26 protein-coding genes and 1 riboswitch are annotated in these 21,602 nt (G+C 44.3%); of the genes, 23 read left to right on the top strand and 3 right to left on the bottom strand.

From position 1 onward, the window contains the following. The first annotated feature begins 2 nt into the window (after nucleotides 1–2). The 4 genes from spoVAE to lysA all read left to right on the top strand — a co-directional run bounded on the left by spoVAE (nucleotide 3) and on the right by lysA (nucleotide 3,851). Nucleotides 3–353: a stage V sporulation protein AE gene (gene spoVAE / locus GZ22_RS08295; RefSeq protein ID WP_038561027.1), complete on the top strand. Its 351-nt coding sequence runs from the start codon at nucleotides 3–5 to the stop codon at nucleotides 351–353. Nucleotides 354–360: 7 nt separating this feature from the next. After that, entirely contained in the window at nucleotides 361–924 is a 564-nt protein-coding gene (gene spoVAEA / locus GZ22_RS08290) for a stage V sporulation protein SpoVABEA (RefSeq protein WP_038561024.1), read from the top strand. Continuing rightward, nucleotides 917–2,392, top strand: a complete 1,476-nt coding sequence (locus GZ22_RS08285; RefSeq protein WP_038561021.1) for a spore germination protein — start codon at nucleotides 917–919, stop codon at nucleotides 2,390–2,392. Before spoVAEA ends, GZ22_RS08285 begins: the two co-directional genes overlap by 8 nt. A 160-nt stretch (nucleotides 2,393–2,552) precedes the next feature. Continuing rightward, the gene (lysA, locus tag GZ22_RS08280) at nucleotides 2,553–3,851 is read left to right on the top strand and encodes a diaminopimelate decarboxylase (RefSeq protein ID WP_038561017.1); all 1,299 of its coding nucleotides are present in this window, start codon (nucleotides 2,553–2,555) and stop codon (nucleotides 3,849–3,851) included. Between the two features lie 37 nt (nucleotides 3,852–3,888). Here lysA and GZ22_RS08275 read toward each other — a convergent pair whose 3' ends face one another. Further along, nucleotides 3,889–4,329 carry a peptidylprolyl isomerase gene (locus GZ22_RS08275; RefSeq protein ID WP_038561014.1) on the bottom strand — a complete coding sequence of 147 codons (441 nt, stop codon included), beginning with the start codon at nucleotides 4,327–4,329 and terminating at the stop codon, nucleotides 3,889–3,891. Between the two features lie 351 nt (nucleotides 4,330–4,680). Between GZ22_RS08275 and GZ22_RS08270 the strand changes: the two genes are divergently transcribed. Next, nucleotides 4,681–5,034 (top strand): GNAT family N-acetyltransferase, encoded by a 354-nt coding sequence (locus GZ22_RS08270; protein WP_038561012.1) that lies wholly within the window; start codon nucleotides 4,681–4,683, stop codon nucleotides 5,032–5,034. Nucleotides 5,035–5,082: 48 nt separating this feature from the next. On the opposite strand, the gene GZ22_RS08265 is transcribed toward GZ22_RS08270, so the two are convergent. Beyond that, nucleotides 5,083–5,163, bottom strand: a complete 81-nt coding sequence (locus GZ22_RS08265) for a YjcZ family sporulation protein (protein ID WP_038561009.1) — start codon at nucleotides 5,161–5,163, stop codon at nucleotides 5,083–5,085. 139 nt (nucleotides 5,164–5,302) lie between these two features. Here GZ22_RS08265 and GZ22_RS08260 point away from each other — a divergent pair, with 139 nt between their 5' ends. The 14 genes from GZ22_RS08260 to GZ22_RS08195 all read left to right on the top strand — a co-directional run bounded on the left by GZ22_RS08260 (nucleotide 5,303) and on the right by GZ22_RS08195 (nucleotide 17,599). Then, nucleotides 5,303–6,055 (top strand): segregation/condensation protein A, encoded by a 753-nt coding sequence (locus tag GZ22_RS08260; RefSeq protein WP_038561006.1) that lies wholly within the window; start codon nucleotides 5,303–5,305, stop codon nucleotides 6,053–6,055. Continuing rightward, nucleotides 6,039–6,611, top strand: coding sequence for an SMC-Scp complex subunit ScpB (gene scpB / locus GZ22_RS08255; RefSeq protein ID WP_038561003.1), 573 nt, complete (start codon nucleotides 6,039–6,041; stop codon nucleotides 6,609–6,611). The genes GZ22_RS08260 and scpB overlap by 17 nt, the downstream gene beginning before the upstream one ends. A gap of 45 nt (nucleotides 6,612–6,656) precedes the next feature. Then, complete coding sequence (locus tag GZ22_RS08250; protein WP_038561000.1) at nucleotides 6,657–7,517, top strand: superoxide dismutase; 861 nt, start codon at nucleotides 6,657–6,659, stop codon at nucleotides 7,515–7,517. 101 nt (nucleotides 7,518–7,618) lie between these two features. Then, nucleotides 7,619–8,674: a D-alanyl-D-alanine carboxypeptidase family protein gene (locus tag GZ22_RS08245; protein ID WP_038560996.1), complete on the top strand. Its 1,056-nt coding sequence runs from the start codon at nucleotides 7,619–7,621 to the stop codon at nucleotides 8,672–8,674. Then, nucleotides 8,668–9,261: a nucleoside recognition domain-containing protein gene (locus GZ22_RS08240; protein ID WP_038560993.1), complete on the top strand. Its 594-nt coding sequence runs from the start codon at nucleotides 8,668–8,670 to the stop codon at nucleotides 9,259–9,261. The genes GZ22_RS08245 and GZ22_RS08240 overlap by 7 nt, the downstream gene beginning before the upstream one ends. Further along, on the top strand, nucleotides 9,258–9,791 hold the full coding sequence (locus GZ22_RS08235; protein WP_038560990.1) for a spore maturation protein: 534 nt from the start codon (nucleotides 9,258–9,260) through the stop codon (nucleotides 9,789–9,791). Before GZ22_RS08240 ends, GZ22_RS08235 begins: the two co-directional genes overlap by 4 nt. A 64-nt stretch (nucleotides 9,792–9,855) precedes the next feature. Next, the gene (locus GZ22_RS08230) at nucleotides 9,856–10,596 is read left to right on the top strand and encodes a pseudouridine synthase (protein WP_038560987.1); all 741 of its coding nucleotides are present in this window, start codon (nucleotides 9,856–9,858) and stop codon (nucleotides 10,594–10,596) included. A 56-nt stretch (nucleotides 10,597–10,652) separates the two neighbouring features. Further along, nucleotides 10,653–11,186 (top strand): thiol-disulfide oxidoreductase ResA, encoded by a 534-nt coding sequence (resA, locus tag GZ22_RS08225; RefSeq protein ID WP_051748134.1) that lies wholly within the window; start codon nucleotides 10,653–10,655, stop codon nucleotides 11,184–11,186. Nucleotides 11,187–11,293: 107 nt separating this feature from the next. Continuing rightward, nucleotides 11,294–12,751, top strand: a complete 1,458-nt coding sequence (resB, locus tag GZ22_RS08220; protein WP_164072056.1) for a cytochrome c biogenesis protein ResB — start codon at nucleotides 11,294–11,296, stop codon at nucleotides 12,749–12,751. Beyond that, the gene (gene ccsB / locus GZ22_RS08215; protein ID WP_038560984.1) at nucleotides 12,751–13,908 is read left to right on the top strand and encodes a c-type cytochrome biogenesis protein CcsB; all 1,158 of its coding nucleotides are present in this window, start codon (nucleotides 12,751–12,753) and stop codon (nucleotides 13,906–13,908) included. Before resB ends, ccsB begins: the two co-directional genes overlap by 1 nt. A 26-nt stretch (nucleotides 13,909–13,934) precedes the next feature. Continuing rightward, nucleotides 13,935–14,651, top strand: coding sequence for a response regulator transcription factor (locus GZ22_RS08210; RefSeq protein ID WP_038560981.1), 717 nt, complete (start codon nucleotides 13,935–13,937; stop codon nucleotides 14,649–14,651). Continuing rightward, nucleotides 14,651–16,411, top strand: a complete 1,761-nt coding sequence (locus tag GZ22_RS08205; protein ID WP_174416612.1) for an ATP-binding protein — start codon at nucleotides 14,651–14,653, stop codon at nucleotides 16,409–16,411. The genes GZ22_RS08210 and GZ22_RS08205 overlap by 1 nt, the downstream gene beginning before the upstream one ends. Before the next feature lie 15 nt (nucleotides 16,412–16,426). Continuing rightward, nucleotides 16,427–16,605, top strand: a riboswitch (cobalamin riboswitch). A gap of 74 nt (nucleotides 16,606–16,679) precedes the next feature. Further along, on the top strand, nucleotides 16,680–17,069 hold the full coding sequence (locus tag GZ22_RS08200; RefSeq protein ID WP_038560975.1) for a DUF4430 domain-containing protein: 390 nt from the start codon (nucleotides 16,680–16,682) through the stop codon (nucleotides 17,067–17,069). Beyond that, the gene (locus tag GZ22_RS08195) at nucleotides 17,069–17,599 is read left to right on the top strand and encodes an ECF transporter S component (protein WP_038560972.1); all 531 of its coding nucleotides are present in this window, start codon (nucleotides 17,069–17,071) and stop codon (nucleotides 17,597–17,599) included. The genes GZ22_RS08200 and GZ22_RS08195 overlap by 1 nt, the downstream gene beginning before the upstream one ends. Nucleotides 17,600–17,613: 14 nt before the next feature. Here the strand turns inward: GZ22_RS08195 and GZ22_RS08190 are convergent, their stop codons facing one another. Then, complete coding sequence (locus tag GZ22_RS08190; RefSeq protein WP_038560969.1) at nucleotides 17,614–17,862, bottom strand: ferredoxin; 249 nt, start codon at nucleotides 17,860–17,862, stop codon at nucleotides 17,614–17,616. Nucleotides 17,863–17,964: 102 nt separating this feature from the next. Here GZ22_RS08190 and GZ22_RS08185 point away from each other — a divergent pair, with 102 nt between their 5' ends. From GZ22_RS08185 to GZ22_RS08170, 4 genes are all read left to right on the top strand, one after another. Further along, nucleotides 17,965–18,963, top strand: a complete 999-nt coding sequence (locus GZ22_RS08185; RefSeq protein ID WP_038560966.1) for a YpbB family protein — start codon at nucleotides 17,965–17,967, stop codon at nucleotides 18,961–18,963. Beyond that, nucleotides 18,960–20,480 (top strand): RecQ family ATP-dependent DNA helicase, encoded by a 1,521-nt coding sequence (locus GZ22_RS08180; protein WP_051748130.1) that lies wholly within the window; start codon nucleotides 18,960–18,962, stop codon nucleotides 20,478–20,480. Before GZ22_RS08185 ends, GZ22_RS08180 begins: the two co-directional genes overlap by 4 nt. Before the next feature lie 26 nt (nucleotides 20,481–20,506). Further along, a complete protein-coding gene (locus GZ22_RS08175) occupies nucleotides 20,507–20,806 on the top strand; it encodes a hypothetical protein (protein WP_038560963.1) in 300 nt (99 codons plus the stop codon). 194 nt (nucleotides 20,807–21,000) lie between these two features. Further along, entirely contained in the window at nucleotides 21,001–21,582 is a 582-nt protein-coding gene (locus tag GZ22_RS08170; protein ID WP_038560960.1) for a genetic competence negative regulator, read from the top strand. Nucleotides 21,583–21,602: the final 20 nt, after the last annotated feature.

Genomic DNA, 21,602 nt, shown 5'->3' with positions numbered 1-21,602 from the left:
GCATGGACTTTTTTTGGGCATTTGTAGTCGGCGGGTTTATTTGTGTTATAGGTCAGCTGCTTTTAGATGTTGCGAAACTGGATGCTGGACATGTGATGAGTACCTTCGTCGTTCTTGGCTGTGTGCTTGATGGATTCGATTTGTATGATAACTTGTTATCTTTCGCAGGTGCTGGTGCTTCGGTTCCTATCACTAGCTTTGGACACTCTCTACTTCACGGTGCCATGGAACAAGCTGATAAACATGGATTTTGGGGTATTGCACTCGGTATGTTCCAGCTGACTTCTGCAGGAATCGCTGCCGCTATTCTTTTCGGGTTCCTAGTGTCTGTATTCTTTAAGCCAAGGGGATGAACCCTTTATGAAGCGAGTAATTCTGATTACAGACGGAGATGCTTATGCAAAGCGAACAATCGACTATTTAGCTAAGAAGATCGGCGGGACGTCTCTTTCTTATCTGGCTGACAATCCGATGACTGTGGAAGCCAAAGCTATGGTTAATGCTATCCATGCAGCAAAAGCAGAACCGGTTTATGTCCTTCTCGATGATGGGGGTGTACCGGGTGTAGGCAGTGGTGAAATGCTGCTGCAGAAGATTGCGGATGATCCTGAGATCAACGTGATTGGAGCATTGGCAGTTGCGTCTCATACGCAAAATCGTGAATGGAGCCGCGTCAACTTCTCTATTGACCAGGATGGGGAACTGCAGCCATTCGGTGTAGATAAGGAAGGTGTCATTACAGAGGAAATCGGTCGTATAAACGGCGATACGGTGTATCTGCTTGACCAGCTGGATCTCCCTTTAGTGGTGGCGATCGGAGATATTGGAAAAATGCACGGCAAAGATGCAATTGAGATTGGCTCCCCAATTACAGAACAAGCACTCCGTATCATCCTAGAAAGGGAGGGAAGCAGAAATGGCTGATGAACAAAAAACGCCCATACCAGCAAAGATCGATGACGTAAATGAGTTTATGAAGGAGCGTGTTGGTGTCGGTGTCTCCTTCGACGTCGGTCACCGCACCTTGATCATTCTCAAGAAAAAAGTGGAAATCTACTACACCACCGGTCTTGCGGATGCTGAGGTTGTACAGCGTGTACTTTCGAAATTAATGAGTATCAATGATGACGAAAGAAACACTAATAAAGTTTCTGAAATCATCGAAAACCGATTGGTTCACATGCAAGTGAAGCGAACAGAAAGCATCGATGATTGCGTCGATCAGTTCCTTTCAGGATTGATTGTCGTATTCATGGATGGCTGTGATTTTGCTTTTGTCGTCGACACAAGATCCTATCCGGGCAGACAGCCGGAGGAGCCTGACACGGAGAAAGTCATCCGCGGACCTCGAGATGGGTATACGGAAAATATTATCATCAACACTGCCTTGACGCGCCGTAGGATTCGGGACGAACGGCTGCGACTGGAAATGATGCAGGTAGGAGAAAGATCGAAGACAGATATTTGTATCGCTTATATCGAGGACGTTGCTGACCCAAATTTAGTAAAACTGATTAAAAAAGAATTGAAGGAAATCGAAATCGATGGACTACCAATGTCCGATAAATCAGTCGAAGAATATCTCGTAAAGCAAGGAAACAGACCATTTCCTCTTGTAAGATATACTGAAAGGCCAGATATTGGCGCAGTTCATCTTTTTGAGGGGCATGTGCTTATCATTGTTGATACGTCACCAAGTGTTATCATTACACCGGCAACTTATTTTTCCCATTTGCAGCATGCAGAGGAATACAGAGAATCACCAGCACCTGGAACATTCATACGCTGGGTCCGACTAACGGGGATCTTTGTATCATTGTTCCTCCTGCCGTTTTGGTATCTGATCACAGTTCATCCGGAATTACTGCCCCAAAGCATCGATTTTATTGGTCCCAATAAGGATGACGGACATATACCATTATTTCTGCAAATACTCCTTGCAGATCTTGGTATAGAATTCCTCAGACTAGCTGCAATCCATACACCCACGCCGCTATCTACGGCAATGGGTCTTATCGCAGCAGTCCTGATTGGTGAGATTGCCATTAATGTAGGGTTGTTCACACCTGAGGTAATTCTTTATGTGGCGATTTCTGCTGTCGGTTCCTTTGTTACGCCAAGCTTCGAACTTAGTGTATCAAACAAAATAACAAGAATCTTCTTCCTCGTTGCAACAGCTATATTCGGGGTTCCGGGATTTGTCATCAGCATCACGTTAGCCATCTTGATTCTTGTAGGCACGAAATCACTAAACACACCTTATATGTGGCCGTTTATTCCGTTTAATCTGAAAGCACTTCTGGAGATTGCATACCGGACACCGGTTCCATTGACAAAATATCGTCCTTCCATTACCAACTCTCCAGATAAAACAAGGGCGCCGAATTCTTAGTTGCTAGAAAAATGAGAATATGGTACGTTTACCCTATCTATTTTTTACGACAGTACGGGTAGTGTAGCGTGTGAAGCGAAAGCTCATCTTCTTCCTATGCGGAAAGATGAGCTTTGTTTTTATGCCATATCCGATGAAGCCGTTGTTTGGAGGTTATTGTATGCAGCACCCTTTTGTAGTAAATGATCAGCACATTTTAGAAATAGGCGGAGTAGATGCCGTCACATTAGCCAAAAAATATGGTACACCATTATTTGTGTACGATGTCGGTGTTATCCGAAAAAATGCTAAGGCATTTGTCGAAGCCTTTGAAACATTAGGCGTCAAAGCTCAAGTAGCATATGCTAGTAAGGCTTTTTCTTCGGTTGCGATGGTGCAGGTAGCGAAGCAGGAAAAGCTTAGCTTGGATGTGGTCTCCCGCGGAGAACTGCATACTGCATTGAAAGCTGGCTTCCCGACTGAAAAAATTCACCTGCATGGCAATAACAAGAGCTATGAAGAACTTTCAATGGCTGTGGAACATAATATCGGCTGTGTGGTTGTGGATAACTTCCATGAAATTGCCTTACTGGAAGCGGTATTGAAGGAACAAGGAAAGCAGATGGATATTCTGCTGCGTGTTACGCCAGGCATTGAAGCACATACACATGATTATATTTTGACAGGCAATGAGGATTCGAAATTCGGTTTTGATATTAGCAATGGACAAGCTGAGGAAGCATTTCGTAAAGTGAAGGATAGCGAAGTGATTAGAATGAAGGGTCTGCATTGTCATATCGGTTCTCAAATTTTTGAAACTGACGGATTTTTAATGGCAGTGGGCAGGCTGTTCGAGCTTATCAAGGCTTGGAAGAATGATTATGGTTATGCTCCTGCAGTACTCAATGTAGGCGGCGGCTTTGGTATCCGTTATACGGAGAACGACGAACCGCTACCATTGTCAGATTATATCCATGCATTGGTATCACGAATCAAAGCAGAGGCCGAGGAAGCATCAATTGAGATGCCGGAAATCTGGATTGAGCCAGGAAGATCGATTGTCGGGAATGCGGCAGTAACGCTTTATACGATCGGTTCTGTTAAAGAGATTCCTGGTGTGCGTAAATATGTATCTGTTGATGGCGGAATGACGGACAATCTCCGTCCAGCACTTTATAAAGCTGTGTATGAAGCAAAAATTGCTAACCGCGCAGATGAGAAAGCAATAGAGACAGTCTCCATTGCCGGTAAATGCTGCGAATCGGGTGATATGCTGATTTGGGATATTGATTTGCCAAAAGCAGAGGCTGGAGATCTGCTTGCAGTTTTCAGTACTGGCGCGTACGGTTACGCAATGGCAAACAATTATAACCGCTTTGGCAGACCAGCTGTTGTCTTTGTCGAAGATGGAGTCGACAGACTTGTCGTCAGAAGAGAAGAAGCTGAGGAACTTACAAGGCTTGATCTTTCTTATGAATAAAAAAAATCCTGTATGCATCATGCATACAGGATTTTTTTTATTCTTCGTCGAAAACTTCTACAGTTTCCATTGTGTCGCCGTTTCTCATGTTGCGAGCGATTTCCAATCCGGAAGTTACTTTACCGAATACAGTATGAACACCGTTCAAGTGCGGCTGAGGCTCGTGTACGATAAAGAACTGGCTAGAGCCTGTATCTTTACCTGCATGCGCCATGCTCAAGCTGCCTGCTTCATGCTTATGAGGGTTACCTTCAGTTTCACATTTGATTGTAGTTCCGCTGCCGCCGGCACCAGTACCAGTCGGGTCGCCACCTTGGCTTACGAAGCCTGGGATGACGCGGTGGAACGTTACACCATTATAGAAACCGGAGTTCGCGAGCTTCTCGAAGTTCGCTACTGTGTTTGGAGCTTCCTCCGGATATAGTTCAAATTCAATTTTATCGCCATCCAACATTAGGATGTAACCTTTTTTAGCCATTTGCTTGTCCTCCTAGATTGAAGTGAGTATGTACTCGTGATGATTCTACCACATAAACCGTCACTCTCGCCAGATTCTGCTTCTATCCTTTGTATGGAGAGAGGAATGTAGGAGAAACTACCATAGAATTTCTTTGTTTTAGTCCGGCAGTAAGCGTATGGAGAAAATACAGTATGTAAAGTTGACAAAAAACGTAGATAGGTTTTAAATAAGACTACGTACGGCAGGAGTTGAACACAGTTGCAGGATAGTGACAAACAAGAGAAGGTACTTTTCTGGGTCATGATGGGAGCAAGCTTCTTATTCCTTCTGTCTTTGATCGGAAAGTTATTTTCTTAATGAGGGGTTATTATGCTAATACGATACAAGAAGTCAATGGAAAAAATCGCAATGGGACTTTTATCTTTCATGCCACATGTAAAAGAAGTAAAAAAGCTGCAGCAGACAATTCAGGAATACAATAACAATCCTAATTGGCACTTGTTTCTTTGGAAAGATGAAGATGATATCCTCGGAGCACTTGGAGTCGTGATCGAAGAGGATAAGGCTATCGTGCAGCATATTTCGGTCGATCCATCTCATCGAGGCAATGGCATCGGTAAGCAGATGGTTTGTGAGTTACGCAATATGTATTCGCCGATGCATCGAGTCACTGCGACGGATGAAACAAAGAATTTCCTTGAGAAATGCGAAACAGAAGCTTAAAATAAAAACCAGCCTCCTAAGAAGGCTGGTTTTCTTTATGCGCTCGGCTTATAGCCAAGCAGCACCTACGATAATTAGAAGAATGAAAAGTACAACGATCAAAGCAAATCCTCCGCCGTAGCTACCCATGGTTAAATTCCTCCTTTATAAAGTGTGACTCAGATAAAAGCCAGGATGTCTGAACATTTATCTTACGGTATAAGTTATGTAGAGAAGTAAGCCAGGGTATGGGCGGAAAGTGAACTTTTTTTCGGAAGGAGGAGATTTTATGCAAGGATACAGTGTGAAACTGGATGGGTTTGAAGGCCCGCTTGATCTGCTCCTGCATTTGATTAACCAATATGAAATCGATATTTATGACATACCGGTGGCAGTAATCACCGAGCAATATATGCACTATATACATACGATGCAGCAATTGGAATTGAACATTGCCAGTGAATATTTAGTGATGGCAGCAACGCTTCTTGCGATGAAAAGCAAGCTGCTTTTGCCGAATCAAGCAGCACTCGATGAAGAAGCAGCGATAGAGGAGGAAGATCCTCGAGACGAGCTTATGAACCGCTTGATTGAATATCGTAAGTTCAAGGAAGCAGCGGAAGAATTAAAAGAAAAAGAGCTGTCTGCTGATAAGCTTTACACAAGACCGCCAGCACCGCTTCCGGATAAACCGGAATTGAAACCGCTCGAGCCAGGTGAGGTTACAGTTTATGATATGGTAGCCGCCTTGCAGCGTGTTTTTCGCAGAAGAGAATGGAGCCAGCCGCTCGATACGAAAATCCAGCGTGCAGAAATTTTGCTGGAAGATCGAATGGGCGAAGTTCTGCATTCTATTAAAGCCAGAAAAGAAGGGGTCGATTTCTTCGAATTATTCCCGGAACGGACGAAGCAGCACATTGTTGTTACCTTCATGGCTATATTGGAATTGATGAAAAAACAACAGATTTTCTGCAAGCAAAAACAGCATTTTGATGAGTTAATCGTATTTGAAATGGGGATGCACGATGGAAGTACCGTATAACAGTATTCTGGAAGGGCTGTTGTTTGCAGCCGGTGATGAAGGACTAACAAAGAAACAGCTTATGCATGCATTGGAATTAGGAGAAAAAGAAGTCGAAGAGGAATTGGCTGCACTTAAGAAAGCCTACGAATCACCAGACCGCGGCTTATCAATTATGGAAATGAAAGGTGCCTATCATCTGACCACAAAATCAGAGCATGCAGCTTATCATCGTAAATTGCTGGATTCTCCACAAAACAGCAAGCTATCGCAAGCAGCGCTTGAGACGTTGGCAATCATAGCATATAAGCAGCCAATCACCAGGATCGAGGTTGAGGAAGTGCGTGGTGTTAAGAGCGAGAGGCCGATTCAGACACTTGTTGCCAGAGGCTTTATAGAAGAGAGCGGCCGCAAGGAAGGCATTGGCAGACCGATCTTATATGTTACAACACTTGCTTTCCTTGCTTACTTTGGTTTGCATACATTGGATGATCTGCCTCCTTTACCAGAAGGAACAGATGATCCCGAAGGCGCTGCAGATCTGTTCTTCGAAGATTTTCCTGCCGAATCGGATTGACAAGATTCCCCTAGCTTAATGGGTACATATGCTAGGGCGAGGTGAGTGACTTTGAACAGCAGAAATTATCTGGAAGCATTGCTGGAATGGAGTAAGGCAATGGAAGAACATGCAGGAGAGGCTTCAATAGAGGAATGGGAACCAGATCTTCGTGAACTGCAGCATAACCTGCAGCAGACACTATTATCTGAGGATACTATTGCACAGGAAGCTGTGTTGCAGCTTCGTCAGGATGCAGAGAGGGTAGCAGCCCGAGCGGAGCAGGCCAGCCGTCAGAATAGCGTTCGGTGGGGCCAGCACAGACTGCCGCCACTTCCTTACCGCTTTGACGCACTTGAGCCGCACATAAGCAGGGAAATCATGGAACTGCATTACACAAAACACCATCAATCTTATGTTGACGGACTGAATAAAGCAGAAGAGATGCTTTATGTGAATCGAGGGAACAAAACAAGCTCAGACTATAAGCATTATTTAAGAGAGCAGTCTTTCCATGGTTCCGGTCATTTCCTTCACACAATTTTCTGGTATAATATGTCGCCTAATGGGGGCGGAGAACCTTCCGGACAGCTGGCACAGCAGATCCGAAAAGATTTTGGAAGTTTCCAGAGGTTCAAGGACATGTTCTCCAAGGCTGCAGACAGTGTCGAAGGAGTCGGCTGGACTATTCTTCTTTGGGAACCGAGGTCGCATCACTTGGCTATACAGACACTTGAAAAGCATCAGTTTTTCAGTTTGGCAGATACAATTCCTTTATTAGTCTTAGACATGTGGGAACATGCTTATTATTTGCAATATAAAACAGAAAAGAAGCAGTACGTGGAAAACTGGTGGAACGTCGTCAATTGGGCCAATGTGACACAGAGATTTCAAACTGCTAAGCAAGTAAACTGGGCGCCATTCTAAGTGAAAGACCCCTATCCATGTGGATAGGGGTCTTTCACTTGTTCATAAGCTTGTCTTCTGTGCATACACTGATGATAGATGACTAAGGGAGGGTTTGAAACATGTTCAAGCGCGTTCTGGTTGTAATGATTGCTATAATCCTCTGTGCGATGCTCCTGCCAGGGCAAGCGGCCGCCAAACCTGGAGTATCTGCAGATGCTGCCATCTTGATGGAGCTTTCTACTGGCAGGATTTTATATGAAAAAAACGCATCTGATCCTAAAAGGATCGCCAGTATCACAAAAATCATGACCGCTATTATCGCTATCGAATCAGGCAAGATGGATGAAGAAGTCCATGTTAGTAAAAATGCAGTATACACAGAGGGCTCCTCCATTTATCTGGAGGAAGGAGAGGAAATACCGTTGAAAGATCTTGTGTATGGGCTAATGCTTCGATCCGGAAATGATGCAGCCGTAGCAATAGCAGAGCATGTGGGCGGCAGTGAAGAAGGATTTACCCATTTGATGAACGAGAAAGCGGCATGGCTTGGCATGCAGAATTCTCATTTTGACAATCCGCACGGTCTGGATACTGAAACACATCAAAGCTCCGCATATGACATGGCTTTATTAACAAAGTACAGCATGCAAAATGAGACTTTCCGTAAGATTAGCGGGACTAAAACATACAAAGCTGATTCCAAGATGTATGCCTGGGGAAATAAAAATAAGATGCTAACACGTTATTATGATTACTCTACCGGCGGTAAGACGGGCTATACGAAAAAGGCGGGCCGGACACTTGTGAGTACTGCAGAAAAAGATGGGATGGAGCTGGTCGTCGTCACGATAAACGACCCGGACGACTGGAGGGATCATATGAATCTCTTTGAATGGGGATTCGAGGAATATGAGCTTACCAAGCTGAAACAATCTGAGACAGGCACGTCTCTTATCTACCCGCTTTCCGAACAGGAAAAGAAACAGGCGCATACAATGACACAGCTCCTGAACCAGGACAAGCAAAAGGAAAACCAGCAGATTGGTTCAGATGTTTATTATTTGAACGAAAAAAAAATCGGTACAGTGCCTATTTTCGCAGTCCCGCAGACACCGACGCTAGCTGGTTCGACAAAACAGCTCTTTGATGATCTGGCTGGTGTCCGCTTATGGTGAACTATATATGGGCAATCATGGCGATCGGCGGCATTATCTATGCCATGATCAATGGCACGATGGATGAAGTAAATAAAGCCATCTTCAAAAGTGCAGATGATGCAGTTGTGCTTGCTATCAGTTTGATTAGTGTGATGGTATTTTGGCTCGGAATTACGAAAATAGCAGAAGCCGCCGGACTTTTAAAAGGTCTAGTGCGGCTGGCCAAGCCATTCATTGCCAGATTATTTCCGGACATCCCGAAGGATCATCCGGCAATGGGATATATATTGTCCAACTTGACTGCCAATTTCTTTGGTTTAGGAAACGCTGCGACGCCTATGGGAATTAAGGCAATGGAAGAGATGAAAAAGCTAAGCGGCAGTCCGAAAGCAAGCCGTTCGATGATTACCTTCCTTGCTATCAACACTTCAAGCTTAACGCTTATTCCTACAACAGTGCTTGCTGTTCGGATGAAATATGATTCACATTCACCCACCGAAATTGTCAGCGCTACCTTATTGGCTTCCATCATCTCTTTCATCGGAGCCATTCTGATTGATCGGCTCTTTTACGAAATCAGGCGACGGAAGGAGCGTCATGTATGAGTTTGCTTTCGACTGCAAGCATGTGGATCATTCCTTGTCTAATTCTTGTAGTACTAGTTATCGCGACTGCTAAACGACTGCCAACATATGAACTGTTTGTAGATGGCGGCAAGGAAGGCATCGGTCTGGCTATCTCGATACTGCCTTTTCTGCTCGGAATGCTTGTCTCGATTGCGATTCTTCGGGCTTCCGGTGCATTAGATGCTATTATCGGTCTGATTACACCTTTTTTGAGTTTTATTGGTATGCCTGCTGATATTGTCCCGCTGGCACTTGTAAGGCCGATCAGCGGAACAGCCGCACTTGGAATGACAACAGAGCTGATTGCGACCCATGGCCCAGACTCTTTCATTGGCAGACTGGCTTCTGTTCTTCAAGGGAGTACCGATACGACTTTTTATGTGCTTACTGTATATTTTGGTGCTGTCGGTATACGTAAGATGGGAGATGCATTAAAAGTTGGACTGTTAGCTGATGTTATTGGTATAATGGCTTCAATAATAGTAGTAACGATTATATTCGGAGCATGAGAGGCGTTGACAACCGTTAACGCTCTTTCTTTTGTTCCTAATGATAAAAAGTGAGGATCAGTAAATGGATAAACAAGCAGAACGCCTGCAGAAAGTAATCGCACACAGTGGTATTACATCAAGAAGAAAAGCCGAGACAATGATTTTGGAAGGAAAAGTCAAGGTTAATGGTAAGGTTGTAAAGGAACTTGGTATTAAAGTAACAGATAGAGACACCGTTGAGGTAAATGGTATACCGCTTGAAAAGGAAAAGTCCGTCTATTATATGCTTTACAAACCCCGCGGCGTCATTTCAAGTGTGCAGGATGAGAAAGACCGGAAAGTTGTGCTCGATATGATGCCAGATGTATTGGAGAGAGTTTATCCGATTGGCCGTCTGGATTATGACACATCAGGTTTACTGCTTTTGACGAATGACGGAGAGTTTGCCAACATGCTCATGCATCCTAGTCAGAAGATCGACAAAGTGTATGTTGCCAAAGTCAAAGGCATACCTTCCCCGGAAGAACTGAAACAACTGAAACGAGGTATTATGATTGACGGGCATAAATGCAAAGCTGTTTATGCAAAGCTGATGAGCGCTGACAGAAAGAAGAATACGAGCCTTGTTCAAATTATCCTACATGAAGGTCGTAACCGTCAGGTGAGGAAAATGATGGAGAAAATTCAATTCCCAGTTCAGAAATTAAAGCGCGAAAGATACGGTTTCTTAACACTTGAAGGGCTTCAGCCAGGTGCATATCGTAAGCTGACTCCTGAAGAAGTACATCGCATTAAACAGGAATACAAAGAAAATCGTAAATAATTTGTCAAAATTGGCAGCCCGCCGACATGCTATACTTGGCAAAGAGGTGAAGATACGTGACACCTATTCGTAAACGGCGTTTCATTGTACGCCTGACTGTGCTTGCCATACTGGCTTGCCTTGTTTTAATAGCATGCTGGCAGCTATTAGGAGAAGGAAAAGCGTCAAAAGTGGAAGCAGGTCAGCAGGCTCCTGATTTCATGCTGACGGATATACAGACGGGTCAAGAATTTAAGCTATCTGAAAAGCAAGGCAAAGGTGTTTTAGTCAATTTTTGGGCAACCTATTGCGAGCCTTGCAAGCAGGAAATGCCTTTGTTCGAAAAGGCATCTCATACATATGAAAATAAAGATGTAATTTTTGCTGCAGTCAATGTAGACGAAAGCAGCGTTGTCATTGAGCGGTTCCTAGATCTGTATAATTTGTCCTTTCCGATCTTATTGGATAATGGACAAGTCATGGAAGCATATGGAGTAGATGCCTTACCGGCTACGTTTTTCATCTCCCCTGACGGAACAGTTAACAGGACTGTTTATGGGCCGTTAGAGACGGAGCGGCTGGAAGAATATTTAGATGAGATTGTGCCTTGAGAAAAGAGGCGATGTATTTGCAGAAATGTTCTAGTTGTAAGCATGAAAACAATCTGGATAGCGAAGAATGCCAGCAATGCGGTAGTACTTTAAAGGGAAAATTGGATATGCGCTATGAAGGAGCTCGCCGGCGTTCCCAACAGCGTAACCAGACGCTAATTGATAAGGTATGGCGGTTTTTCGCTTCTGTGCGAAACGGCATGTATATCCTACTGTTGACAGTGCTTGCAACGGCGCTTGGCACCATTCTTCCGCAGCAGATATACATTCCTATTGGAAGACTGCCTCAGGAGTTTTACGAATCAGAATATGGTGTGTTTGGAAGTCTGTATCATAACTTAGGTTTTGATCAGCTGTACAGCTCATGGTGGTATATGACGCTGCTCGGTTTGCTTGGTGCCAGTATCTTAATAGCCAGCATTGATCGGTTTTTCCCTTTGTACCGTGCATTGAAGCTGCAGCCAGTGAAACGCAAGGAGCATTTTCTTAGACGTCAGCTGTACGTTCGAAATAAGGAAATAAGTGATCCTGAGCGTTTGTTGAGCCATATAGGAGGTAAGCGTTATCGTATTCGTCAAGATGGCGATGCCTATCTGGCGGAAAAAAACAGGTTTGCCCGATGGGGACCTTATGTGAATCATATCGGACTCCTTCTTGTTCTGCTGGCGGCATTTCTTCGTCTGTTTTCTTTCTTTTATCAAGATGAATTTGTATGGATAAGAGACGGTGAGACAGCGGTCGTACCTGATACCAATCAGTCACTGTTTATAAAGAATAAACAATTCAGTGTAGATACATATGATGTGGACGACCCGAAGTTCGAAGCAGCTATTGAACAAGAAGGTAGGACGATACCGAAAAGCTTTTCAACAGACATCATCGTCTACGAAGCTGAGAATCATATAGCTGGTGATACACCTGATTTGAAGGTATTGAAACAAATGCAGGTGTCGGTCAATCATCCTGTCAAAGCAGCCGGGTTTACAATCTATCAGTCAGGCTATCAGCTCAATGAGTTCAGCGGTTTGACTCTCCGCGCTGAAAATGAGGATGGTATAACAGTTGATTTTCAAGTCGATACCGAAGACCCCAAAGTGGAGTATGAACTTGCTAACGGGCTTCATGCAAAGTTAGTTGATTACTATCCAGATTATCAATTAAACGGTGATACTATTATCACCGCAACGAAATACCCTCGTAATCCCGCATTCGTCTTTGATATTTCAGAAGGTGATATGACGGAAAGACTCTTCATCTCAATAGATGAGGTTGTTTCGGAAACGGGATCGAACGAATACAACATAAAAGCAGTCGATTATGATACGCACAATGTGACTGGTTTATCAGTGAAACGTGATCTGACATTACCAGTATTCCTGCTCGGAGGTCTAATTTTCATGATGGGCCTCATCCAAGGACTTTATTGGCAGCATCGCAGAATATGGCTCCATAGGCAAGCTGATGGCACCTATCTGATTGCAGGACATACGAATAAGCATGCTTCCTCCTTTGAAAGAGAAATGGATCGTATCTTAGACGTGTACGATAAAGGGGAGAGGGGCTAATGGAAAAGTTATCGATCCTAAGCGGACATTTGCTGGAAGCCGCGTTTATCACTTACTTGCTTGGTATCATTTTATTCACATGGTCAGCAGCCAAACAGAGGCATGGTCTCACTGAGCGAATTGCCTGGGGAGTCACTGCTGCCGGATGGATCGCACAGCTAGGCTTTTTCATCCTTCGATGGGTGTACAGCGGACATGCGCCAGTAAGCAATTTATTCGAATTCATGACCTTCTTTGGCATGATGCTTGTATTAGTGCTGCTGATTATGTATCGGTTCTATCGCTATCCGCTTTTAGCGGTAATGGCATTGGTAATCAGCATTCTGATCATTGGCTGTGCTGCCATGTTTCCGCGTGAGGTAGCACCGCTAGTACCTTCTCTGCAGAGTCATTGGCTGTATATTCATGTAACAACGGCTGCACTTGGAGAAGCAGTACTTGCTGTCAGCTTTTTCGCAGGTTTTCTTTATATTCTGCATGAAACGGATCAAGAGAAACAGCATAAGAGGGTGTGGCTCATTGAAGCTATAATCGTTCTTATCTTATCGGTTGCAGGGTATATGCTGCTCGCTATTTCTTTCCGAACTTTCGGATATACTGCCAGTGTGATGACAGCAGATGCAAGCATCATCTATCAGCTGCCGCCTGTCTTTGTTCCGAGTGATATGGTATCTTCACCATTTCCGTTTGGGATATCTGTTCCGGATTGGATGCGTGGTGAAAATGCGGCACTGAAGCTTAATACAATCTTCTTATCCTTGCTTTCAGGCTGTGTATTGTATATTTTAATTCGTTTCTTCACAAGAAGAAGGATTGGAGCAGCACTTCAGCCTCTAGTGCGAAGAATGCCAAAAGATATGCTGGATGACATTGGCTATCGTTCTGTTGCAGTCGGTTTTCCTATCTTCACACTTGGTGCCTTAATATTCGCGATGATATGGGCCCAGCAGGCATGGGATCGCTTCTGGGGCTGGGACCCGAAGGAAGTATGGGCGCTGATCACTTGGCTTTTCTATGCTGCTTATTTACATATACGTATGCTGAAAGGCTGGCAAGGAATTCGATCCGCTTGGCTTGCAGTTATCGGCTTTTGTATCATTATGTTCAATTTGCTGGCAGTAAACTTGCTTATCGTAGGTTTACACGCGTATGCTTAACCTAAAAAGAGAAAAGGGGAAGGACCATGGAAACAGAAGCACATATTCTTGTAGTAGACGATGAAGAAAGAATCCGCAGACTCGTGCGCATGTATCTGGAGAAAGAAGGTTACACGCTCGATGAAGCTGCTGACGGAGACCAGGGACTTCAAATGGCAAACGAAACAGACTATGATGTTATTTTGCTGGATGTAATGATGCCTGGCAAGGACGGAATCGAAGTTTGTCAGGAAATCCGCAAGGAAAAGGGAACACCAATTATCATGCTGACAGCTAAAGGGGAAGAAGCTGACCGAGTGGAGGGCTTCGAAGTCGGTGCGGATGATTATATTGTGAAACCTTTCAGTCCTCGTGAAGTCGTTTTACGCGTCAAAGCATTATTACGACGATCTTCGACGACTAAATACTTGCATACTGATGCAAAAGCGAAGGATTTACTTGTGTTCTCTCACCTTACTATCGATAAAGATGCCCACCGGGTGACAGCGGATAATCAAGAAGTAACATTGACACCAAAGGAATATGAATTGCTGCACTTCCTCGCTTCGACACCAGATAAAGTGTATGGAAGAGAAGAGTTGCTGAAGCAGGTTTGGAAATATGAATTTTTCGGAGATTTGCGTACAGTAGATACTCATGTAAAAAGATTACGGGAAAAATTGAGCAAGGTTTCTGAAGAAGCAGCTAGCATGATTGTGACAGTGTGGGGTGTCGGATACAAATTCGAAGCGGATAAAAGCTGATGCTGTGGGGAAGTGTTGTTAACAAGCTATGGCTGACTATCTTGGTTCTTGTGTCAGTCGTCCTTGGTCTGCTTACTTTTCTGCTGCTGGAGTTCTTCGGTAATTTTCATATTGAAGAAGCAGAGGAAAGCCTTATGCAGACAGCTACGAAGGTGTCTATTTTACTGGAAGAAATCGATGATCGCAGCACCGTCTACGATACTGCAGAACGTGTGCAGGATCCGAATTCCCGCATAGCTATCCTTCAGAATGATGCGCTTTGGATATCAAATCCAGATGAGGCGGAGCCATTGCCTGATGTTGAACAGCAATGGCTGCTGAATGATGATACATTAAATAAAGCTGTAACAGAAGGAGAAGATGTTTCCAAACAGCTTATCTTGCCTAATACCGATAGAAGCGTAATCGTTGTCGGTACACCGTTGCAGGATGGGTCTGGAGCGGTTTATGTCTATCAATCGTTATCTGTCGTAAAAGAGACAGGTAATCAGACGACACAAATTATCCTGCTTGGAGCTGGAATTGCCTTTGTCCTTACAACTGTGTTTGCCTTTTTCTTGTCATCGAGGATCACGAAACCACTGATTAAAATGCAGGATGCAGCACTGAACGTTGCTAGAGGTGAATTCGGGACCACAGTGCCTGTTGTCACACATGATGAAATAGGTATGTTGGCAACTGCTCTCAACAAGATGGGAAAACAGCTGGAATTCAATATCAACGCACTCAGTCAGGAAAAAGAACATCTTGCCCGTGTTGTTAATGCGATGGTAGATGGTGTTGTCATGATCAACCGTCAAGGTGAACTGACCGTGACGAATCCGCCGGCTGAAGAATTTATCCATGATTGGCAGTTTGAAAATGGCGAAACATTCCATGAAGTACCAGGTGTCTGGCTAGAAATCATGGAAAGTGTTGTCTCAACTGCATCGGAGGTTACTCGTGAAGTGACGATTCAAGGGCGGGAATGGGTGATTATTGCTACGCCTCTTTATGATGATGCGGCAATTCGCGGTGCGGTTGCTGTTGTGCGAGATATGACGCAGGAACGCAGATTGAATAAGCTTCGTGAAGACTTTATCACGAACATCACGCATGAACTGCGCACCCCAATTTCCTTGCTGCAAGGCTATAGCGAGGCAATTATTGATGATATCGCTGATACTGTTGAAGCGAAAAACGAGCTTGCTCAAATCATTCATGATGAATCCTTACGAATCGGAAGGCTAGTCAACCAATCGCTTGACCTTGCTCGGATGGAAGCAGGCGATACAAATCTTGTGGTGGAAGAAGTAGAAATAAATCCATTCCTGGAGCGAATCGTCCGTAAGTTTCAAGGCTTAGCCGATGAACGAGAAATTAAACTGGGACTTGTCAATGCAGTAGATAAACGCACCTATCGGTTTGCTCCCGATGGAATTGAACAAGTACTTACGAATTTAATTGATAATGCCATTACCCATACTGAAAATGCAGGTGCTGTCCAAGTGTTGGTATCTGACGATAAAGATCAGCTTGTTATGATTGTAAAAGACTCTGGAAGCGGGATTCCTGAAGAGGATCTGCCTTTCGTGTTCGAACGATTTTATAAGGCTGATAAATCAAGGACGAGAAAAACTGCCAGAACCGGTAATGGCTTAGGGCTCGCTATTGCGAAGAATATCATTCAAGCACATGGCGGAACAATCAAAGTAACAAGTAAGCTTCATGAGGGGACAACATTCACTATTCGTCTCCCGCAGGATACAAACCTGACATAATATGATAAAATAAGCTGGATTCAAAGCGTACAAGGTGTCGAACAGACTTGATAGGGAACGCGGTGTGATTCCGTGACTGTCCTCGCAGCTGTGATTACCGCCGAAAAGAACATAACCACTGTCTTATTGGACGGGAAGGGTTCTTAGTAGATAAAGGTATAAGTCAGCAGACCTGCCCTGTGTGCTTGTGTTTCACCGCTTCGAGGACTGAGCGGGTGGGGCGGCAGCTTCTAATGCTCTTTCCTTTACTAAAAGGGAGGATTTTTTTATGAAAAAAGCACTACATATGTTATCAGCCTTATTGCTGGCAGCAGGCATCCTGGCTGGTTGCGGGACGACAGAACAGCCGCAGCAAAACCAACAGGCAGAGCAGCAGACCGAACAGCAGGTCACAGTAACACTATCTGAAGACGGAGAAGAGATTTCATCCAAGGAAGTCAGCTTTGAAGAAGGCGATATGCTGTTGGATGTGATGAAAGAGAACTTCGAAATCGAAGAAGATGCTGGATTTATCACTTCTATTGATGGCCACGCTCAGGATGCAAATGCGAACAAATATTGGCTTTTCACCGTGAATGAGGAAATGTCACCAGTCGGAGCGAATGAGGTTGAACTGAAAGACGGCGACGAGGTTGTCTTCAATCTGCAAAAATCTTAATGTTTACCACACGTAAGCTGACTCTTTTAGCAATGCTGACGGCACTTGCAGCGGTAGGAAGGATATATGCCAATGTGCTGTTTCCTTTTCTGCCAAATATGCAGCCGATGACAAGTGTCATCATCATTTGTGCTCTTTTACTAGGTCCGGCTGCAGGCGTCATTATCGCTGTATTGTCCACACTATTATCCAATATGATACTTGGTATGGGATTATGGACATTGTGGCAGATGCTCGCTTGGGGGTTGATTGGTCTGACATTCGGTTTAATAGGCAAGCTATGGAAAAACCCGCCACTGATTGTCATGACCGGTGCCAGCGTTTTGACAGGGTATGTCTATGGCATCTTGATTTCACTGCCGAATGTATTCATAATGGAACATTTTCTGGCGTACTATCTTGCTGGCGTAAGTTTCGATACAATGCATGCAATCGGTAATGGAATTTTCTTTTTCATCTTGTATCCTGTTTTGCGCAGGCTGTTCAGCAAATGGATTCCTGCCCCAATAAAAAGAACCACTTCCTCTTAACGGGAAGTGGTTCTTCATATATGGGATAATGCATCTTTTGCAATAACCAGATCACTTAACTTGATCGATTCGGTTGGACATTCTTCAAATGCCTCTGTCACATCCTCCTGCAATTCCTCTGGTACAGAGAAGGTACCAGTATTGCGGTCGAGCAGGACGAATGCAAGACCTTCATCATCATAATCGTATACATCGGGCGCGACAGCTCCGCATGTACCGCAGGCGATACAAGTATCTTGATCGACATATGTATACATTGCCATCCCGCATTTCCCCCTTCCGCTTTCACCAAAGCTGCTTCTTGCTTTATACTAAGTGTAGCGCGTACCGAAACGGAATACAAGCTTACAGAAAGGTTGATTGCAATGCTTCTGGCATCTATCATCATCCATGCCGCACAGCCCATACGTCAGGAACGGAGCGCGGCGTCCATCTATCATCTGCTGCAAGGCAAGCGTTCTGCCCAAACATTGCAGGATGCCCACATGTACGGTCTTACTAATTTATTTGGCATCTACCCAAAGCTGTCAAGACAGATATTCGACCAGGTAGCCGCCAATGCCTTGCAAGAAGAAGACCAGGATAATAAAAAAAATATGCCGTATTTCAATGGTATGGCCTATCAATCACAAACAGAGCCATTTCTGTATCGGCTGCTTTTGCTTGTTCAACTGCTTTCCAATCAAACAAAAGGGGAGAATCGGTATATTCCTGTAACTGATAACCTGGCTATTCAGCATTGGATTAAGCAGTTGTATCGACAGGAACAGCATCACTTAGAAGATTGGCGAAACGGAGTATATGAGGAATTATACTGCTTGCTGGAGAAACTGCCGCAGATACAGGCAGAGTTATTTGTCGATCGATTGACCGGATATCATCATATCGGTTTGACAACTTTACAGCTAGCAGAAAAGTATCATGTGCATGATACGGATGTGCTCCTTTATCAGACGTCGACTATTCACCATCTCTTACAGCAAGCAGAGAGCAATGCAGCAGCTTTTCCATATTTAGCTGCACTCATGGATAAACCCCAGCACAAGATTCGTTCCATAACTTCCACTGCGCAAAAGACACGGACTATGCTCGAACGAGGTATGTCAGTAGAGCAGATTGCGCTTGTCAGAGGATTGACGGAGAACACGATAAAAGACCATATTGTCGAAATAACTTGGCTTGATGGAGAAGCGCTTTCCAGTAAATTTATTTCTGATACCGATGCTGCTGTCATTCTGGAATGTGCTATGCAGGCTGGTACTAATAAACTGAAACAAATCCATGCTTTGCTGGAAGGGAAATATGATTATTTTCAAATTAGATTGGCTTTAGCATTGCGGAAAGAGCAGGAGGTGAAAGCATGAACGCCGATTTGCAAAAAGCATTGCATAAGTTCTACGGCTATGACCACTTCCGGACTGGGCAAGAGGAGATACTGCAAAGTGTATTAGAGAATCATCATACATTGGGAGTTTTACCGACCGGAACGGGGAAATCTATTTGCTATCAGCTGCCTGCGTTTATGCGGAGCGGACTAGTTATTGTTGTTTCTCCCCTTCTTTCGTTAATGGAGGATCAAGTGAAACAGCTGCGCGCTAGAGGATTCAAGCGGGTAGCTGCACTGAATAGTTTTCTCGATTATGAAGATAAACAACAAGTCATGCGAAATCTCCAGAATTACGATCTGTTATATGTTTCACCGGAGATGCTCCAAAATGATTTTCTGATCAACCGTCTGCAGTTGCTGCATATCCAATTGTTTGTAGTCGATGAAGCACATTGTATTTCACAGTGGGGGCAGGAATTCCGGACTGATTATCTGCGTCTGGCAGAAGTGATTCAGAATCTAGATTGTCCTCCAGTACTTGCGTTGACAGGAACAGCTACACCAGAAGTTCAAGTGGATATTCAGCATTTACTTGGAGATTTGGATATGGATAAGCATATCTATCCGATGGATCGGGAAAATATCTCATACTTTATCAGGGAAGTACAAGATCAACAGGAAAAAAATGAAACGATGCTAGCTTTACTTAGAAAGATTCAAGCTCCGACTATCATATATTTTTCGAGTCGAAATATGGCTGAAAGCACTGCAGGCATAATCCGGGCTAATATGCCGGAGATGCCATGTGCTTATTATCATGGCGGCATGGAAAACGAAGACAGGATATTGATACAACAGCAGTTCCTTGCCGGCCAGCTGCAGATTATTTGCTGTACAAGCGCATTTGGTATGGGAGTGGATAAAGAAGATGTACGCTTGATTATTCATTATCATTTGCCAAGTGACAAGGAATCTTTCATACAGGAAGTAGGCAGAGCCGGGCGGGATGGCGAAGAAAGCGTAAGCGTGGTTCTTTATAGTCCGGGAGATTGGCAAATCCCTATCCACTTAATCGAGCAAGACCTACCGGAGCAAGATTCGATTCAGCAATTGCTGCGTTTCCTTTATCAGCGGGTAAAAGCAGGACTGCTAGAACTGCCTTCCTACGAGCTGCTCATCCAGCATATTCCGATTAGTGAGACGCAATGGCGATTTTTACTTTATCAAATGGAGAAACATGATATAGTAAAGGGAAATCATCTGCATTATAAGGCAAATGCCTGGAAGGAATTCCTGGACCAGATAGAGAAGTTTGTTGGGAATAGGAAAAGGCATAAGCTGAAGCAGCTGCAGCGCATGAAGGAATGGGTCTATACGGATTCATGCAGACGACAGGCACTTTTTGCTGACTTCCAATCTGAAGTACGACCAGCAAAAGGCCGATGCTGCGATAATTGCGGCGATACCCTTGCTGATTGGCAGGCAGGTTTGACGAATGCACAGCCGGAACGTACTGGCTGGCGGGAGCAGTTGTATCACCTCCTGCAGCAGTAAAACGGAAATGGAAGGATGGACACTTCATGGCAAAGACAGAAGAGAAGGATCAGAATCTGGAGGAGCTGGTGGCATCCGTGACACAGTCTCACGGTGACGAAGAATTACCACCTGAGAAAGAAGAATCGGAACCAGCAGTTCAGCGTATCGATGTTCTTAATTTACCCCCACGCAGAACAATCCATGACGGACAGCGGACAAGCTTCCGGCTGCACTGGAATGGAGGTATTGCCAGGTTCATCCTCCTGACGGTCATCGTGCTAGCAGTGATAGTATTTATATTGCTGTATACAGATGTGCCGCTGTCGATACCAGCCTTATTTTAGTCCGTTTTCAGTTTGGACAACGAGGGTATTTTTAACTGAAAGATTAATATACTAACTATACGTACAAAACCTTTCTGTTCGAGGCTAAAACCTATCACGAAAATGGACGCTCCCAATGGGGGAGTGCCGCGTACAAAACATAAAGCGAATCATATGCTATCTATATCTAGAATGGCATCCAAGGGGGAAAAGTGATGAAGTTAGAGCGCGTATCATTAAATCAATTCAAGATCTTTCTTACCTTCGACGATTTAATCGAGAGAGGCTTGACTAAAGAAGATCTGTGGCATGATCTTCCGGGCGTTCATCAGCTTTTTCACGATATGATGTATGAAGCAAGCGATGAATTGGGCTTTGAATTGGAAGGTACACTTCTGGTTCAAGTGCATATTCTTCAAGCACAAGGGATGCAGATCATCGTAACACAGTATCCACAGACGGAAGACTTCGAAGAAGAAGAGGATTATATCGAGATGAAAGTGACACTTGACGAAAGCAGGGAGCTTATCTTCTCATTCACAGATTTTGAGGACATCATCAGCGTTTCACGTCAGTTGGACCAAATCGGCATTGAAGATGCCGCTGTGTACTTTATGAACGATCTTTATTATATGGAAATCCGCACGCAGCTCCATCCAGCGGCGCGGGAAAACTTGATTGCAGTCATGTCGGAATTCGCTAACCCAAGTATCGTAACCTCGGTTAGGCTGAATGAATATGGCAAGAAAATTTTCGAAAAGGATGCAATACGGCAGATCTGCACGTATTTTGCATAAGTTGCCGAAGATACCGGAGC

Origin of the sequence: Terribacillus saccharophilus (assembly GCF_000725365.1) — a bacterium.
GTDB lineage: Bacteria > Bacillota > Bacilli > Bacillales > Amphibacillaceae > Terribacillus > Terribacillus saccharophilus.
The sequence above is the reverse complement of the archived record's forward strand: the minus strand, read 5'-3'. Positions and strand labels throughout refer to the sequence as shown.